At 30.8% G+C, this 18077-nt stretch carries 12 protein-coding genes and 1 pseudogene; 12 read left to right on the top strand and 1 reads right to left on the bottom strand.

The window, feature by feature from the left end; all coding sequences use genetic code 11:
- Nucleotides 1–181: 181 nt before the first annotated feature.
- From HMPREF2578_RS05765 to pyk, 8 genes and pseudogenes are all read left to right on the top strand, one after another.
- Nucleotides 182–1480, top strand: a complete 1299-nt coding sequence (locus HMPREF2578_RS05765) for a DRTGG domain-containing protein (RefSeq protein WP_070508288.1) — start codon at nt 182–184, stop codon at nt 1478–1480.
- A 30-nt stretch (nt 1481–1510) separates the two neighbouring features.
- Nucleotides 1511–2449 (top strand): DHH family phosphoesterase, encoded by a 939-nt coding sequence (locus tag HMPREF2578_RS05760; RefSeq protein WP_048761533.1) that lies wholly within the window; start codon nt 1511–1513, stop codon nt 2447–2449.
- A 20-nt stretch (nt 2450–2469) separates the two neighbouring features.
- A complete protein-coding gene (locus HMPREF2578_RS05755) occupies nt 2470–5673 on the top strand; it encodes a DNA polymerase III subunit alpha (protein WP_070508287.1) in 3204 nt (1067 codons plus the stop codon).
- Nucleotides 5674–5921: 248 nt separating this feature from the next.
- Nucleotides 5922–6151: pseudogene (locus HMPREF2578_RS11310) on the top strand (NAD-dependent malic enzyme); the annotation flags it as partial.
- A 108-nt stretch (nt 6152–6259) separates the two neighbouring features.
- A complete protein-coding gene (gene accD, locus HMPREF2578_RS05750) occupies nt 6260–7126 on the top strand; it encodes an acetyl-CoA carboxylase, carboxyltransferase subunit beta (protein ID WP_002448997.1) in 867 nt (288 codons plus the stop codon).
- A complete protein-coding gene (locus HMPREF2578_RS05745; protein ID WP_002448930.1) occupies nt 7119–8063 on the top strand; it encodes an acetyl-CoA carboxylase carboxyltransferase subunit alpha in 945 nt (314 codons plus the stop codon). Before accD ends, HMPREF2578_RS05745 begins: the two co-directional genes overlap by 8 nt.
- A 171-nt stretch (nt 8064–8234) precedes the next feature.
- On the top strand, nt 8235–9203 hold the full coding sequence (gene pfkA, locus HMPREF2578_RS05740; protein WP_002448931.1) for a 6-phosphofructokinase: 969 nt from the start codon (nt 8235–8237) through the stop codon (nt 9201–9203).
- 17 nt (nt 9204–9220) lie between these two features.
- Complete coding sequence (pyk, locus tag HMPREF2578_RS05735) at nt 9221–10981, top strand: pyruvate kinase (RefSeq protein ID WP_002448942.1); 1761 nt, start codon at nt 9221–9223, stop codon at nt 10979–10981.
- 313 nt (nt 10982–11294) lie between these two features.
- On the opposite strand, the gene HMPREF2578_RS05730 is transcribed toward pyk, so the two are convergent.
- Nucleotides 11295–12647, bottom strand: a complete 1353-nt coding sequence (locus HMPREF2578_RS05730; protein ID WP_019835445.1) for an amino acid permease — start codon at nt 12645–12647, stop codon at nt 11295–11297.
- A 349-nt stretch (nt 12648–12996) separates the two neighbouring features.
- Here HMPREF2578_RS05730 and HMPREF2578_RS05725 point away from each other — a divergent pair, with 349 nt between their 5' ends.
- The 4 genes from HMPREF2578_RS05725 (at nt 12997) to pnpS (ending at nt 18054) form a co-directional block, all read left to right on the top strand.
- Nucleotides 12997–14115 carry a citrate synthase gene (locus HMPREF2578_RS05725; RefSeq protein WP_017176129.1) on the top strand — a complete coding sequence of 373 codons (1119 nt, stop codon included), beginning with the start codon at nt 12997–12999 and terminating at the stop codon, nt 14113–14115.
- 35 nt (nt 14116–14150) lie between these two features.
- Entirely contained in the window at nt 14151–15422 is a 1272-nt protein-coding gene (icd, locus tag HMPREF2578_RS05720; RefSeq protein ID WP_019835444.1) for an NADP-dependent isocitrate dehydrogenase, read from the top strand.
- A 224-nt stretch (nt 15423–15646) separates the two neighbouring features.
- Nucleotides 15647–16357 carry a response regulator transcription factor gene (locus tag HMPREF2578_RS05715; protein WP_017176131.1) on the top strand — a complete coding sequence of 237 codons (711 nt, stop codon included), beginning with the start codon at nt 15647–15649 and terminating at the stop codon, nt 16355–16357.
- Nucleotides 16357–18054 (top strand): two-component system histidine kinase PnpS, encoded by a 1698-nt coding sequence (gene pnpS, locus HMPREF2578_RS05710; protein ID WP_019835443.1) that lies wholly within the window; start codon nt 16357–16359, stop codon nt 18052–18054. Before HMPREF2578_RS05715 ends, pnpS begins: the two co-directional genes overlap by 1 nt.
- Nucleotides 18055–18077 lie beyond the last annotated feature (23 nt).

The raw sequence follows: 18077 nt of genomic DNA, 5'->3' as shown, positions 1-18077 counted from the left end.
TGATTTAATATTTCCATCAAATTTATATTTTTATTATTTAAATTAACTTCATTTTTATACATTAAAAACAAAATGATACCGATATGTTAGTTTTTGATACTTTTGTCACATTCAAATCGATTTTTATAAATAAAAAAGTTATAATATATTAGACATTGTCTAAAAATGAAGAGGGTTGAAAATGACTAAACATGAACAAATTGTATCTTATATAGAATCATTAAATATAGGACAAAAAATTTCAGTTAGAAAAATAGCCAAAGTAATGAATGTTTCTGAAGGGACTGCTTATAGAGCAATTAAAGATGCTAGTCAACTTGGCTTTGTAACCACCATCGATAGAGTGGGTACAGTTCGGATAGATAAAAAGAGTCGCGAACAAATTGAACATCTTACTTTTCAAGAAATTGTGAATATTATTGAAGGTGACATCATAAGTGGGAAAAATGGTTTAAATAAAACTGTTAGTAAATTTGCAATTGGAGCTATGGAACTAAAAGATGTAGTAAAGTATATTGGAAATCAAACGTTATTGATTGTAGGTAACCGTCCTGAAGTTCAGATGGAAGCATTAAAAAGAGGAAGCGGTATACTTATTACCGGTGGATTTAGTACAGCCCAAAATATTATTGATTATGCAAATAAACAAGAGTTACCTATTATTTCTTCAAATTATGATACATTTTTAGTAGCTAATATCATTAATAGAGCCATGTATAATCAAATGATAAGAAAAGAGATACTTATTGTTGAAGATATCGTAAAACCTATCAATGATATGACGGTAGTGTTTGATGAAATGGGTTTAGAAGACTATATTTCTCGTGCAAAAGTCACAGGACATTCTCGTTTTCCAGTAGTAAATAAATATTGGAAACTTGTGGGAATTGTAACGAGTAAAGAAATTATTCATATGAACGAAGATGATAAGATTAATAAAGTCATGACAAGACGACCTATCAATGTTGAATTAACAACTACAGTAGCGAGTTGTGCTCATATAATGATTTGGGATGGAATTGAAATTTTACCTGTCACAACAAGAAATAAAAAAGCAATAGGTGTTATTACACGAAATGATGTGTTAAAAGCAATGCAATTAATTGGAAGACAACCTCAAATTGGAGAAACCATTATCGATCAAATTGCCAAACATATCTCAATAAATCATAATGAGACTTCAGTTAAAATTTCACCAGTTTTAACCAACCAATATGGTACGTTGAGTAAAGCAATATGTGTCGCAATTATTGAAGAAACAATTAAACATGAATTGCGTAAGTATAAAAAAGTAGATGTTATGATTGAAAGCTTGAATATCATTTATATTAAAAATGTCGCAATTGAAAGTACGCTTGATGTAAAGTATAACATGTTAGATGTAGGAAGAAATTTTGCTAAATTAGAGGTCACTATGACTTGTAAAAATGAGAAAGTTGCAAATGCAATGATTATATGTCAAATGTTTGAAGGTGTTTAAAATAGTTTTTGAAATTAAAGGAGAAAAGAAATGGTAGAAATTTTTAATAAAATAATGAATGAAATTGATAAATATGAAACTGTTATTATTCATAGACACGTTCGTCCTGATCCAGATGCATATGGTTCACAGTTAGGCTTAAAATATTATTTGCAACGTAAATTTCCAGAAAAGTCTATTTATGCAGTTGGGCAACCAGAATCTTCTTTAGCATTTATAGGGGATTTAGACAGAGTTAGAGATGATATGTATCAAAACGCTCTAGTGATTGTTTGTGACACAGCAAATGCACCTCGTATCGATGATCAAAGATTTAATCAAGGCAAAGATTTAATTAAAATTGATCACCATCCTGCTACTGATCAATATGGCAGAATAAATTATGTAGATACTAATGCAAGTTCAACAAGCGAAATCATTTTTGATTTTATTACACATTTTAATGATATTAATATTATCGATGAATCTGTCGCACGTGTTCTATATTTAGGAATTGTCGGAGACACAGGTCGTTTTTTATTTAGTAATACCACACCACATACTATGAAGGTTGCTAGTCGTTTGCTAGAATTTCCATTTAATCATAATGAGATATTAAATCAATTGGGTGAGAAAGATCCAAAACTTATGCCATTCCAAGGATATATTTTACAAAATTTCCAATTAAGTGAAGATCATCAATATTGCCAAATAAAGATTACTAAAGACGTCCTAAACCAATTTCAAATTGCACCTAACGAAGCATCTCAGTTTGTTAATACCGTAGCGGATATCAAAGGTCTAAAAATATGGATGTTTGGTGTTGATGAAGGTGATCAAATTAGATGTCGATTACGTTCTAAAGGAATTACTATTAATGATATAGCTAATCAATTTGGCGGTGGAGGACATCCAAATGCATCTGGAGTCTCTGTTGAAAATTGGGAACAATTTGAGACTTTAGGTGAAGCCTTACGCCAAAAACTATAAATTACGAAAGGAAGTCATATATGTTTGTACATTTGAATATTCATTCAACATATGATTTATTATATTCAAGTTTAAAAATTAACGATGTTGTATCAAAGGCAAAAGAAAATAGATATCAAGCACTTGCAATTACTGATACGAACGTATTATATGGCTTCCCTAAGTTTTATGACGCATGTGTTAAAGAGGGAATTAAGCCAATATTTGGAATGACTGTAATGGTTTCTGATGAAATTAGCACAATTGAAACAGTATTATTCGCAAAGAATAATGAAGGTCTCCATGCTCTGTATCAACTTTCTTCTGCAATAAATATGAAACAAAAGACTACGATACCCCTAAAATGGCTACAAAAATATAGTTATCATCTTGCTATTGTTTTTAAAGATGCTCATGCGTCTCATCAATCGTTAATTCAAACACTAAAGAATAATGAGTCAGTATTCATAAATCACACAAGTCAATTAGATTTTTCAGACGATAAAATTGTCTTTCTTAATAATGCAAGATATTTAAATCCTGAAGATGCAGATACAATACCTGCATTAAAAGCAATAAAAAACAATACAAAATTGGATTTAGTAAATGATATTAAGGATGCTCATGAATATTTTCCAACTAGTGAAAATATTAAAGCATTTCAATTGTCTGAAAAAATAATAGCTAATACAAAGGCTTTAGCTGATGAGTGTAACGCAGAAATTCAATATCATCAAAATCTATTGCCTAACTTTAAAACCCCTAATCAACAAAGTACTAAATCCTATCTTTTAGAAAAGTTAAAATATAGTCTTAAAGAATTTAAATTAGATAAAGATCAGCGATATATTGACCGATTACATCATGAATATTCAATAATAACGAATATGGGATTCGAAGATTATTTTTTGATAGTGAGCGATTTAATACATTTTGCTAAAACGCATGACGTGATGGTTGGACCTGGACGTGGTTCATCTGCAGGATCTTTAGTCAGTTACTTATTAGGTATCACAACTATTGATCCAATTAAATTTGATTTATTATTCGAGCGCTTTTTAAACCCAGAACGTGTCACTATGCCAGACATTGATATCGATTTTGAGGATACAAGAAGAGAAAAAGTGATTCAGTACGTACAAGAAAAGTATGGTCAATATCACGTATCAGGTATCGTCACTTTTGGTCACCTATTAGCAAGAGCTGTAGCGAGAGATGTAGGCCGTATTATTGGTTTTGACGAAAAAACGTTAAATGAAATATCGAATTTAATCCCACATCAATTAGGTATTACACTAGAAGAAGCCTATCAAAATGAAAAATTTAAAGCATTTGTTCATAAAAGTTATCGTCATGAAAAATGGTTTGAAATTAGTAAAAAACTAGAGGGCTTACCACGTCATACATCTACCCATGCTGCTGGAATAATTATTAATGATAAACCATTGTATGATTTTGCTCCTTTAACAATGGGAGATACAGGTATATTGACTCAATGGACAATGACTGAAGCAGAACGATTAGGTTTATTAAAAATTGACTTTCTTGGTCTTAGAAATTTATCAATTATTCATCAAATTATCACTCAAGTAAAAAAAGATTTAAATCTTGATATCGATATAGAACAAATCCCTTTTAATGATCAAAAAGTATTTAAATTATTATCTCTAGGAAACACTACAGGTATATTTCAATTAGAATCAGAAGGTGTTAGAAGAGTATTGATGGAATTACAGCCTGAACACTTTGAAGACATCGTTGCTGTAACATCATTGTATAGACCTGGTCCAATGCAAGAAATTCCTACATACATATCAAGAAGACATCGTCAAAGTGACATTAAATACTTACATCCTGATTTAGAGCCTATTTTAAAGAAGACGTATGGCGTCATTATTTATCAAGAACAAATCATGCAAATTGCTAGTCAATTCGCTAATTTTAGTTATGGTCAAGCAGATATATTGAGACGTGCAATGAGTAAAAAAAATAGAGCTATTCTAGAAAGTGAACGTCAACACTTTATTGAAGGGGCTGTAAGTAATAATTATGATGCATCAATTAGTGAACGTATTTTCGAACTAATATTAAAGTTTGCGGATTATGGTTTTCCTAGAGCTCATGCAGTGAGTTATTCTAAAATTGCATATATCATGGCTTATTTAAAAGTGCATTATCCTAATTATTTCTACGCGAATATTCTCAGTAATGTTATAGGTAATGAAACCAAAACGGCAATAATAATAGAAGAAGCTAAAACTCAAAGTTTAAATATTTTACCTCCAGATATTAATAAAAGTCACTGGTTTTACAAAGCGACAGAAAAAAATATTTATTTATCGTTGGGTGCAATAAAAGGTGTGGGATATCAAAGCGTCAAATCTATAGTAGACGAACGATCTGAAAATGGATTGTATAAAGACTTTTTTGATTTCACCAGAAGAATTCCTAAGAAAATTAAAACTAGAAAATTATTAGAAGCATTAATATGTGTGGGCGCATTTGATTCATTTGGTAAAACTAGATCAACACTATTATCTACAATTGATGAAGTTATTGATCAAGTTTCGAATGTTGAACAAGATGAATTTTTATTTAATATGTTAACACCGAAGCAAGCCTATGAAGATAAAGAGGAATTCAGTGATCAAATAATTAGTGCTTATGAAAAAGAATACTTAGGATTTTATATTTCTAACCATCCAGTTGAAAAATTATTTTATATCAAACAATATTTAGGTATATTTACGATTAAGAATAGCTTAGATTATCAACCTATACTTGTTCAGGTTAATCAATTTAAGCAAATAAGAACAAAAACTGGACAACATATGGCTTTCTTGGTTCTAGATGATGGTAGAACCACTATTGATGGTGTTTTGTTTCCAGATAAGTACAAACAATATGAGACAATGAGTCAACAACAAAATGATATTCTAGTCGTTCATGGCAAATTTGAAGAACGAAATCAAAAGAGACAAATTATCATTCAAAGTATGGATACAATTAACGACTTTGAAAATAACAAATTATCTCAAGCCAAACAAATAATGGTTAGAAACGTCAATCAATTAGAAGATATTAAATCATTTTTAATAGATCAAACGACACATAACGATTTAGAAGTAGTTTTATTTAATGAAATGCAACAACAAACTCAATCTTTAGGATTTTTACAAAAAGAAATGGAACAAGTCGAAAGGTTTATAAAGATGTTCAAGCCAAGTGACATCAGAATTATATAACTTTTATATGCAAAAAAATTATGATATAGTTAATTGATGGTTATAAAGAAAAATTAATAATTTTATTGATTTTTTTATCTCTTGATTTAATAACATGTAGCATATAAAAATGGTTTTTAAAATTGAACTTAATTGTTACAAAAATCCTTCTTTTCAAAAGTAATTTAATTATAAATCAATTAGAGATTGATTAAATGTCTTTAAGAGACGATGCATTACAAATGCATAAAGAGAATCAAGGTAAATTAAAAATCAAACCTGATGATGCGAAAGAAGTAGTGCTAAAGTAGTAGGAACGAGACGACCTTATTTTCCAAATCAAGTTAATAAGGTATTAGCTTTTCTAGGTATTTTTAAAGATATCTTAGATATTGAAACTACTCCTTTCGATTAAAGAGTGGCACCATCAGTGACACGAGATTTAACACGATCTGTTATAGAATTAGGTGTTGCATGTATTGAAGTAGATTTCCAATAAGTATATGATAAAACAATGAAGTTAATAGATTTAAAATAAAGTAAGCGAATTTAAAAGTAACTATTTAAAATAACGAAATTATTGAGTGAGTTATGCGGAGGTTTACGCATGTTTAAAGATTTTTTTAATAGAAGTAGTAAAAAAAAGAAATATTTAACGGTACCGGATTCTAAACAAAATGACGTACCAGCAGGCATCATGACTAAATGTCCTAATTGTAAAAAAATAATGTATACAAAAGAACTAACTGAAAATTTAAATGTATGCTTTAATTGTGATCATCATATTGCACTTCCTGCGTACAAAAGAATAGAAGCTATTTCAGATGAAAATTCGTTCAAAGAATTCGATAAAGAAATGGTTTCTTCTAATCCTTTGGATTTTCCTGGCTATCAAGAAAAAGTCGAAAAAGATCAAAAGAAAACGGGTTTAAATGAAGCCATCGTAACTGGTACAGCAGAATTAGATGGCGTGAAATATGGTATTGCAGTCATGGACTCACGATTTAGAATGGGAAGTATGGGTTCAGTCGTAGGGGAAAAAATCTGTAGAATCGTTGATTATTGTACTGAACATCGGTTACCATTTGTACTATTTTCTGCAAGTGGTGGTGCCAGAATGCAAGAAGGTATTATTTCATTAATGCAAATGGGAAAAACAAGTGTATCATTAAAACGACATTCTGATGCTGGATTATTATATGTTTCATATTTAACACATCCTACTACTGGTGGTGTATCAGCTAGTTTTGCTTCTGTGGGTGATATTAACCTAAGCGAACCTAAAGCTTTAATCGGTTTTGCTGGACGTAGAGTGATAGAACAAACAATTAACGAAAAATTGCCGGAAGATTTTCAAACTGCTGAGTTTTTATTAGAACATGGTCAATTAGATAAAGTTGTGCATAGAAAAGACATGAAAGCAACACTTTCTGAAATTTTAAAACTACATCAAGAGGTGAAGACGAATGCTTGATTTCGAGAAATCTTTATATGAGATTAAAGAAAAGATTAATTCATTGAAGGAATCTCAAGAAAAAAATGACGTCGACTTACAAGATGAAATTGACTTGTTAGAAGCCTCTTTGGAAAGAGAAAGAAAAAAAATATATACCAATTTAAAACCTTGGGATCGAGTACAAATTGCAAGACTTCAAGAAAGACCTACAACACTTGATTATATTCCATATATCTTCGACTCATTCATTGAATTACATGGAGATCGTAATTTTAGAGATGACCCTGCGATGATTGGTGGAATAGGATATCTCAACAATCAACCGGTAACTATCATAGGTCAGCAACGAGGGAAAGATACTAAAGATAATATTTATCGTAATTTTGGAATGGCTCATCCTGAAGGTTACCGTAAAGCTTTACGCTTAATGAAACAAGCTGAAAAATTTAAGCGTCCTATTTTTACGTTTATTGATACGAAAGGTGCATATCCGGGGAAAGCCGCTGAAGAACGAGGGCAAAGTGAATCAATTGCGAAAAATTTAATTGAGATGGCTTCGCTTAAAGTACCTGTGATTGGTGTTGTCATCGGTGAAGGTGGAAGTGGTGGTGCGCTTGGTATTGGTATAACTAATAAATTATTAATGCTTGAAAATAGTACTTATTCTGTTATTTCTCCAGAAGGGGCGGCAGCATTACTTTGGAAAGATAGCTCTTTAGCAAAAATGGCTGCTGAAACGATGAAAATTACTGCAAAAGATTTACTGGAATTAAACGTGATAGATGAAGTTATTACTGAACCACAAGGTGGCGCTCATAAAGACATCGTTTTTCAAGCAAAACAAATTAAACAATCTTTTATTCATCAGCTTAATGAATTAAATAAATTAGATGGACAAGCTTTAGCGAATCATCGATTTAATAAGTTTAGAAATATTGGTACTTTTATTAATTAGCACAGAATGACTAGAAATTTTAATTAAATTTCTAGTCATTTTTTTATATAAATTAAATTAAAAATTTAAAACGTTTACATATATATAATCTATCAATATTAATGGAATAGATAATAAAATTATGGTAATTTATACATGAAGATTATTATAGTTAGGAAAGGGAATGTCGCTATGAAGAGAATTGCGGTATTAACAAGTGGTGGAGATTCACCAGGCATGAATGCTGCTGTTAGAGCAGTCGTACGAAAAGCAATTTATAATAATATCGAAGTTTTTGGTGTTTATCAGGGTTATCAAGGTTTACTTGATGATAATATCCACAAACTTGAATTAGGAAGTGTTGGAGATACGATTCAACGAGGAGGAACTTTTCTATATTCTGCTAGATGTCCTCAGTTTAAAGATGAGAGTGTAAGACAAAAAGGGATTGAGAACTTACACAAGCATGGTATTGAAGGACTTGTAGTAGTCGGTGGAGATGGCAGTTATAGAGGTGCTCAACGTATTAGCGAGGAAACAACCGATATAAAAACAATTGGTATCCCTGGAACAATTGATAATGATATTAATGGTACTGATTTCACGATTGGTTTCGATACAGCATTAAATACGATTATTGACTGTGTCGATAAAATCAGAGATACTGCTTCAAGTCATGCGAGAACTTTTGTTGTAGAAGTAATGGGACGTGATTGTGGTGATTTAGCACTGTGGGCTGGATTGTCAGTAGGTGCTGAAACAATCTTAGTTCCAGAAGTGCACACAGATATTAAAGATGTTGCTGAAAAAATTGAAAGTGGTATTAAACGTGGAAAAAAACATTCTATCGTTATGGTAGCAGAAGGTTGTATGAGTGGCCATGAATGTGCAGAACAATTAACTAAATATATCAATGTTGATGCACGTGTATCTGTTCTTGGTCACATCCAACGTGGTGGTAGTCCATCTGGTGTAGATCGAGTGCTTGCTTCAAGATTAGGCGGTTATGCTGTTGAATTGTTAATGCAAGGTCAAACAGGATTCGGTGTAGGTATACAAAATAACCAACTTACAGCAACACCATTTGATGAAATTTTCAATAATGAAAGCCATAAATTCAACACTCGTATTTATGACTTAGCAAAAGAATTATCTATTTAATTTAGGAGGCTTTTATAATGAGAAAGACTAAAATTGTATGTACTATAGGACCTGCTTCAGAGTCTGAGGAAATGTTAGAAAAATTAATGAATGCTGGAATGAACGTTGCGCGTTTAAATTTCTCTCATGGTAGTCATGAAGAACATAAAGCACGTATTGATTCAATTCGTAAAGTATCTAAAAAATTAGGTAAAACTATTGGTATTTTATTAGATACTAAAGGACCTGAAATTCGTACACATGATATGAAAGACGGCTTAATTGTACTTGAAAAAGGTAAAGAAGTTATTGTGAGTATGTCTCAAGTTGAAGGTACACCTGAGAAATTCTCAGTCACATATGAAGATTTAATTAATGATGTTCAAATTGGATCATACATTTTATTAGATGATGGTTTAGTAGAATTACAAGTTAAAGATATTGATAAAGATAAAGGCGAAGTTAAATGTGATATCTTAAACACTGGTGAATTAAAAAATAAAAAAGGTGTAAACTTACCTGGTGTTAAAGTAAACTTACCTGGTATCACTGATAAAGATGCTGCAGATATTAAATTTGGTATTAAAGAAGATATTGATTACATTGCAGCAAGCTTTGTACGTCGTCCTAGTGATGTATTAGATATTCGCGAAATTTTAGAACAAGAAAATAATGATAATATTACTATCTTCCCTAAAATTGAAAACCAAGAAGGTATTGATAATATCGAAGAAATTTTAGAAGTATCTGATGGTTTAATGGTTGCTCGTGGTGACATGGGTGTTGAAATTCCACCTGAATCTGTGCCAATCGTTCAAAAAGATTTAATTAGAAAATGTAATAAATTAGGAAAACCTGTTATTACTGCAACTCAAATGCTTGATTCAATGCAACGTAATCCACGTGCAACAAGAGCTGAAGCAAGTGACGTTGCTAATGCAATCTATGATGGTACAGATGCAGTTATGTTATCTGGTGAAACAGCTGCAGGACAATATCCTGAAGAAGCAGTTAAAACAATGAGAAATATTGCAATTTCAGCTGAAGCTGCTCAAGATTACAAAAAATTATTATCTGATCGTACTAAATTAGTAGAAACATCATTAGTAAATGCGATTGGTGTGTCTGTAGCACATACTGCTCTAAATTTAAATGTTAAAGCAATTGTAGCTGCAACTGAAAGTGGTTCAACAGCGATTACAATTTCTAAATATCGTCCACATTCAGATATTATTGCAGTAACACCTAGTGAACATACTGCAAGACAATTAGCACTAGTATGGGGTGCATATCCAGTTGTTAAAAAAGGACGTAAAACAACAGATGATTTATTAAATAATGCAGTAGCAACAGCTGTTGCTACTGAAAAAGTTGGTAATGGTGATTTAATTATCATTACTGCTGGCGTTCCAACTGGTGAAAAAGGTACGACTAATATGATGAAATTACATTTAGTAGGTGATGAAATTGCTAAAGGTCAAGGTGTTGGTCGTGGATCAACAACTGGTAAAACAGTGATTTCTAAAACTGCTAGTGATTTAGAAGGAAAAGACCTAAGTCAATCAATTATTGTGACTAATTCAATAGATGAAAGCTATGTTCCATATGTTGAAAAAGCTGCAGGTTTAATTACTGAAGAAAACGGTATAACATCACCAAGTGCAATCGTTGGGCTTGAACAAGGTATCCCAACTATTATTGGTGTTGAAAATGCAACGAAAGAATTGAAAAATGACTTATTAGTTACTGTTGATGCAAATCAAGGTAGAATTTTTGAAGGGTATGCAAATGTCCTTTAATTAAACAATTGTATAAGTATGTTTAAATAGAAAGCTAGAAGAGCGGGAATAACCACGTTACATGTTAGTGGATAAAATTCTCGCTCTTTTTTATATTATTTAAACATATTAAAAAAGTGGAATAGAGCCGTATTCGTCGTCCCACCTTGCGTTGAACGTAGATTTTCATTAAGAAAATCTCTATGTTGGGGATAGTAGTGTTTAAAAATGCTTATTACAAGAGTATTTCAATTCAGACATCGACTGCATTAACATAAAAATGACTGGAACATTATCAATTGTTCCAGTCATTTTTTATATTGATATTTTAATGTTAATTTGCTACTTTTTTATATCTTAAATACATAATACCTAAAATAATAAACCAAATGGGTGTTAAGAAAATAGCGTTTCTTGTTGTTGCATTTACAAATAGTAAACAAAACACAAATATGAAGAATGCTAAAATAATATAGGCCATATATTTTCCACCAGGAAGTTTGAATTTTGCTTTTTTATGTAATTCAGGATTTTTTCTATGATAATTAATATAAGCCCAAATAATTAAAGCCCACACGATAATAAATAATACTGTTGAAATTGTTGTAACATATGTAAATACTAGCGTTGCATTTGGAAAAATATAGTTTAATAATGCTGTCACCAATAATAACGCAGATGATACTATAATTGCGATATGTGGTACACCTTGTTTGTTAGTACTTTTAAATATAGAAGGCGCTTGTTTTTGTTCAGATAATCCAAATAACATACGACTATTTGAGAAGATACCACTATTACAAGATGAAGCAGCAGCAGTTAAAACTACAAAGTTAATTAATCCAGCTGCAAACGGAATACCAATTAATGAGAACAATCTAACAAATGGGCTCTCATTTGGATCCACTTTGTCCCAAGGAATAATAGACATAATGATTGCTAAAGCACCTACATAGAAAATTAAAATTCTAATTGGTACTGCATCTATAGCTTTAGGTATTGTTTTTTCTGGATCTTTAGTTTCACCAGCGGTTACCCCAATCATTTCAATACCAACAAATGAGAATAAAGCCATTTGGAATGACATAAAGAAACCAGAGGTTCCATTGGTAAAAATACCATGTTTATAAAGATTAGTTAAACTTGCATGTCCAAATTGAGTTTTATAAGCAAATAAAATCATTATTGCACCAATGACGATTAAAGCTATAATAGTTATAATTTTAATAATAGCAAACCAGAATTCTAATTCTCCAAATAATTTTGCACTTAATAAGTTAAAAACCATTAATATTAATACGCAAAACAGAGCAGTAATCCAGTTTGGTATAGTTGGAAACCAGAAACTAACATATTTAGCAACTGCAGTTACTTCTGCCATTCCCGTTATAATCCAGCATAACCAATATGTCCATCCAGTAACGAATCCTGCAAACGGTCCAATATACTCGTTTGTTACATCAGCAAATGATTTAAAACGAGTATTTTGAATGATGATTTCTCCAAGACCTCTCATAAACATAAATAGCATGAATCCAATAATGATATAGGTTAATAGAATAGAAGGTCCAGTCATAGCTATAGTTTGACCTGCACCTAAGAATAATCCAGTTCCGATAGCGCCACCAAGAGCAATCAATTGTACATGACGATTACTTAATCCTCTTTGTAATTTTTCTTCTGCCATAAGACAACTCCCTTACATTTAATTAATATTAATTATGCACTTATATATTAAATTCGACAATTATTTTTCTAAATTTTTTCTAAAAATTTTATTAACATTGAGTTAATAAAAAATAATCATTGTTGATAAATAATTAAAATATTCATTATTTTCACATAAGTCAACCTTGTCTTACTATTCATAAATAGCTTTATAACAATTTTTACTATCATTATAATTAAAATTAATATATAAATAATTTACTAATGAAAATTTAAACCACATATATAATTATTCACAAAACTTATAATTTTAGATATACTATTTTATGAAAGCCATTACATTATGTAAAAGAAAAGGGGAATTACTTATGGCAGAATTACAAAAAGGTTTAGAAGGGGTTATCGCAGCAGAAACTAAAATTAGTTCAATTATTGACAGTCAATTAACTTATTCAGGATATGATATTGATGATTTAGCTGAAAATGCTCAATTTGAAGAAATCATGTTCTTATTATGGAATTATAGATTACCAACACAAGAAGAACTTGAAGAATTAAAAGAGAAACTTAAACAATATATGACATTAAATCCAAGGGTATATAAGCATTTTGAAGAATATGCTACGGATGATGTACATCCAATGACTGCATTACGTACCTCTGTTTCTTATATTGCACACTTTGATCCAGATGCTGAAGAGGAAACAGATGAAAGTCGAAAAAATCGAGCTATTCGTATCCAAGCAAAGATTGCATCATTAGTTACAGCGTTTTCACGCGTGCGAGAAGGAAAGGAACCTGTTAAGCCCAATTCTGATTTAAGCTATGCAGCAAACTTCTTGTATATGTTAAAAGGGGAATTGCCATCTGATACTGAAGTTGAAGCTTTTAATAAAGCTTTAATATTACATGCTGATCATGAACTTAATGCTTCAGCATTTACAGCAAGATGCGCAGTATCATCTTTATCTGATATGTATTCAGGTATTGTAGCAGCAATTGGTTCATTAAAAGGCCCTTTACATGGTGGAGCAAATGAACAAGTTATGAAAATGCTATCAGAAGTTAAATCACTTGATGAAGTAGATAATTATTTAGATAAGAAACTCGCTAACAAAGAAAAAATCATGGGATTCGGTCATCGTGTATATAAAGAGGGAGATCCACGTGCCAAGTACTTAAAAGAAATGAGTCGAAAAATAACTTCTGAAACTGGACATAACGAATTATATGAAATTTCTCTTGCAATTGAAAAGCGTATGCATGATGAAAAAGGTTTAATTCCAAATGTAGACTTCTTTAGTGCAACTGTTTATCATAGCATGGAAATTCCACACGATATTTTTACACCTATCTTTGCTGTAAGTCGTACTGCAGGATGGACCGCGCATATTTTAGAACAATATCGTGATAATCGAATTATTCGTCCGCGTGCAAAATATGTTGGAGAAACAAATCGTAAATATGTAGCAGTAGAAGAAAGATAAAATATTTCAAAATTTAATTTATGGAGGCTTTTATAATGGCAGCTGAAAAAATTACTAGAGCAAATGATGAATTATTAAATGTACCTAATGAACCAATTATTCCATTTATTATTGGGGATGGTATCGGTCCTGATATTTGGAAAGCAGCTAGTCGTGTTGTTGATGCGGCGGTTGAAAAAGCATATAACGGTGAAAAGCGTATTGAGTGGAAAGAGGTATTAGCTGGTCAAAAAGCGTACGATGAAACTGGTGAATGGTTACCACAAGAAACTTTAGATACCATCAAAGAATACTTAATCGCAATTAAAGGGCCATTAACTACACCAATTGGCGGAGGCATTCGTTCTTTAAATGTAGCATTAAGACAAGAATTGGATTTGTTTACTTGTCTTCGTCCAGTACGTTGGTTTAAAGGTGTACCTTCACCAGTAAAACGTCCTCAAGATGTTGATATGGTTATCTTCCGTGAAAATACTGAGGATATTTATGCTGGAATTGAATTTAAAGAAGGAACAGAAAAAGTTAAAAAAGTTATTGACTTCTTACAAAATGAAATGGGTGCTACAAATATTCGTTTTCCCGAAACTTCTGGTATTGGTATTAAACCAGTTTCTAAAGAAGGAACCGAACGTTTAGTAAGATCAGCTATTCAATATGCAATTGATAATAACCGTAAATCAGTAACATTAGTTCACAAAGGTAATATTATGAAGTTTACAGAAGGATCATTTAAACAATGGGGTTATGATTTAGCTCATAACGAATTTTCTGATAAAGTATTTACTTGGCAACAATATGATGACATTGCTGAAAAAGATGGTAAAGATGCTGCAAATGACGCACAACAACAAGCTGAAAAAGACGGTAAAATTATTATTAAAGATTCAATAGCAGATATTTTCTTACAACAAATTTTAACACGTCCAGCAGAACATGATGTAGTAGCTACAATGAACTTAAATGGCGACTATATCTCAGATGCACTTGCTGCACAAGTAGGAGGAATCGGTATTGCTCCTGGTGCTAATATTAACTATGAGACAGGGCATGCTATTTTTGAAGCAACACATGGTACAGCACCAAAGTATGCTAACTTAAATAAAGTGAATCCATCATCTGAATTATTAAGTTCTGTATTAATGTTAGAACATTTAGGATGGCAAGAAGCGGCTGATAAAATTACTGATGCTATTGAAGCTACAATTGCTTCTAAAATTGTGACATATGATTTTGCTCGCTTAATGGACAGAGCTACTGAAGTATCAACTTCAGAATTTGCCGATGAATTGATTAAAAACTTAAAATAATATTTATTTTGATAAAACAGTCTAAGATGGATTTTGATGTCTTAGACTGTTTTTGTTCATTATTAATAAATATCAAAACAAGATTAACGAAAAATATTCTTAACAAATTGAAAATAATAAGTAAATGTTAAGTTTATGTAAATTCAATATGTTGTATGTTATTTTTATTTAAATTTCAGTTATAATAAAATTGAAATTGTTAATTCTATTTAGGGAGGCAAATCATGTCACAAAAAGTATTAGTGGTTGATGACGAGCAATCAATAGTAACGTTACTAAAATATAACTTAGAAACAGCAGGTTATATTGTAGATGTAGCGTATGATGGTGAAGAAGCACTCAAAAAAGTTAAAGAGGTTAAACCTGAACTGATTGTATTAGATGTCATGTTACCTAAAAAAGATGGAATAGAAGTATGTAAAACGATTCGATCTGATAAAAATCTTGTACCTATTTTAATGTTAACGGCTAAAGATGATGAGTTTGATCGTGTTTTAGGCTTAGAATTAGGTGCTGATGATTACATGACTAAACCTTTCTCTCCAAGAGAAGTTGTAGCAAGAGTAAAAGCTATTTTAAGACGCTCTCAAATTGCTAATGAAGTCGTAAAAGATGACGTGGAGGATGAAGATATTGTAATTGATAATATTAGAATTCGTCCTGAATTCTTTGAAGTCTATAGAGATGATACCTTGCTTGAACTTACTCCTAAAGAATTTGAGTTATTACTTTATCTTATTGAACGTCAAGGACGCGTAATTACTAGAGAACATATGTTAAATTCAGTGTGGAATTACGAGTTTGCAGGAGATTCAAGAATTGTAGATGTTCATATTAGTCATTTAAGAGATAAATTAGAAGAAAATCCTAAACAACCTAAGTTGATAAAAACAGTTCGTGGATTGGGTTATAAATTAGAAAGACCTAAAGCTTAATGATTAAATTTCATCATAGATTATTACTTCTACTATGTACAATCACAATTATTAGTTTTATAGGCTTAGGTGCAATTCTTCATCATACGATTTATCAGATATTATCAGATACTCAAACTAGAGAATTAAATCATTTATCAGAAAATATCGTAAATTTAAATAAGCGAAATAAACAAGCAGACATTCAGCGTATAGCACAAAATCAAAATTTGGTTGTTAAAATTTCTGAAAATGGACATGTGTTATATCAAACTGGCAATCAACATCAAATTAATCATACTATTGATAATGCAGCTAATCCTTCGAATATTATATATCATAAAAATAAGGATAAGGTGGATTACACATTTAAAAATACTGTAAGTAATCAAACAATATACATAAGTGGTATTAATACTGAAATTTTAGATTTACAAAAAAATATGTGGAAGTACTTATCATTAATTGGAATCATTGTGTTATTTGCTATTTATTTAGCTGTAAGAAGCATTAATCGCACCTATATACGACCAATCAACGAAGTTACTTATGCGACATCTTTAATTGCAGATGGATATTATCATGTTAGAGTACCTGAAAGTAATGTGAAAGAAACAAAAGCATTATTTGTTACTACCAATGATTTAGCAAGACGATTGCAAAAATTAAATAATAAACAAAAAATGCAATCTAATCGCCTTAAAACAACATTAGAAAATATTCCTAGTTCGGTATTAATGATAGATAAACAAGGTGAAATTGTTATTGCAAACCATGCTTATTACGAGGTGTTCAAACCAGATAGTAAAGTCGAAAATAAAGATTATACTGTACATTTAGATAAAGAAATTCAACATCTTATTATTGAAAGCTTTAAAACTGAAAAACCGTTGCATGAACAAATTGAGTTATACATTAATGATGTTCATCAAAAATATTTTGATGTTTCTTGTATTCCCATTTTAAGTAAATCAAAAAAGAAACTTCAAGGTATGGTTGTAGTATTACATGATATCACTAATCTAAAAAAATTAGAGAATTTGAGACGTGAGTTTGTTGCAAATGTTTCACATGAACTTAAAACTCCAATCACTTCAATTAAAGGATTTGCAGAAACCTTAATTGAAGGTGCAAAGAATGATGAACAATCCCTTGATATGTTTTTAAATATTATTTTAAAAGAATCAAATCGTATAGAATCACTTGTCATGGATTTATTGGATTTATCTCATATTGAACAACAAACTGAGATTGAGACTACTTATGTTAATCTTTCAGATTTAGCACATAATACAATCCATAATCTACAAACTCAAGCTAAGTATAAAAATATCGCTATTAAATCTGAAATAGAAAATGATGTTATTATTAAAGCGCATGAAGGAAAATTGTCTCAAGTTATCACGAATTTACTTTCAAATGCCATTAACTATTCATATGAAAATAATAAAGTTATTGTTAGAGTTTACAGAGAAGATATAAAAGTTAATCTAGAAATCCAAGATTATGGCATTGGGATAGACAAAAAAGATCAAAAGCATATTTTTGAGAGATTTTATAGAGTAGATAAAGCAAGAAGTCGTGACTCTGGTGGAACAGGTTTAGGATTATCGATTACAAAACATATTGTAGAAGCACTTCACGGTACCATTATGGTCGAAAGTGAACTGAATAAAGGATCGCTATTTAGAGTCTCATTTATAGATAAAATCGAATAACTATTTTGTCCTACAAGTTTAGG

The organism is Staphylococcus sp. HMSC072H03 (assembly GCF_001809305.1).
GTDB lineage: Bacteria > Bacillota > Bacilli > Staphylococcales > Staphylococcaceae > Staphylococcus > Staphylococcus hominis.
Note: the sequence above shows the minus strand (reverse complement) of the source record. Positions and strands in the feature narration are given on the sequence as shown.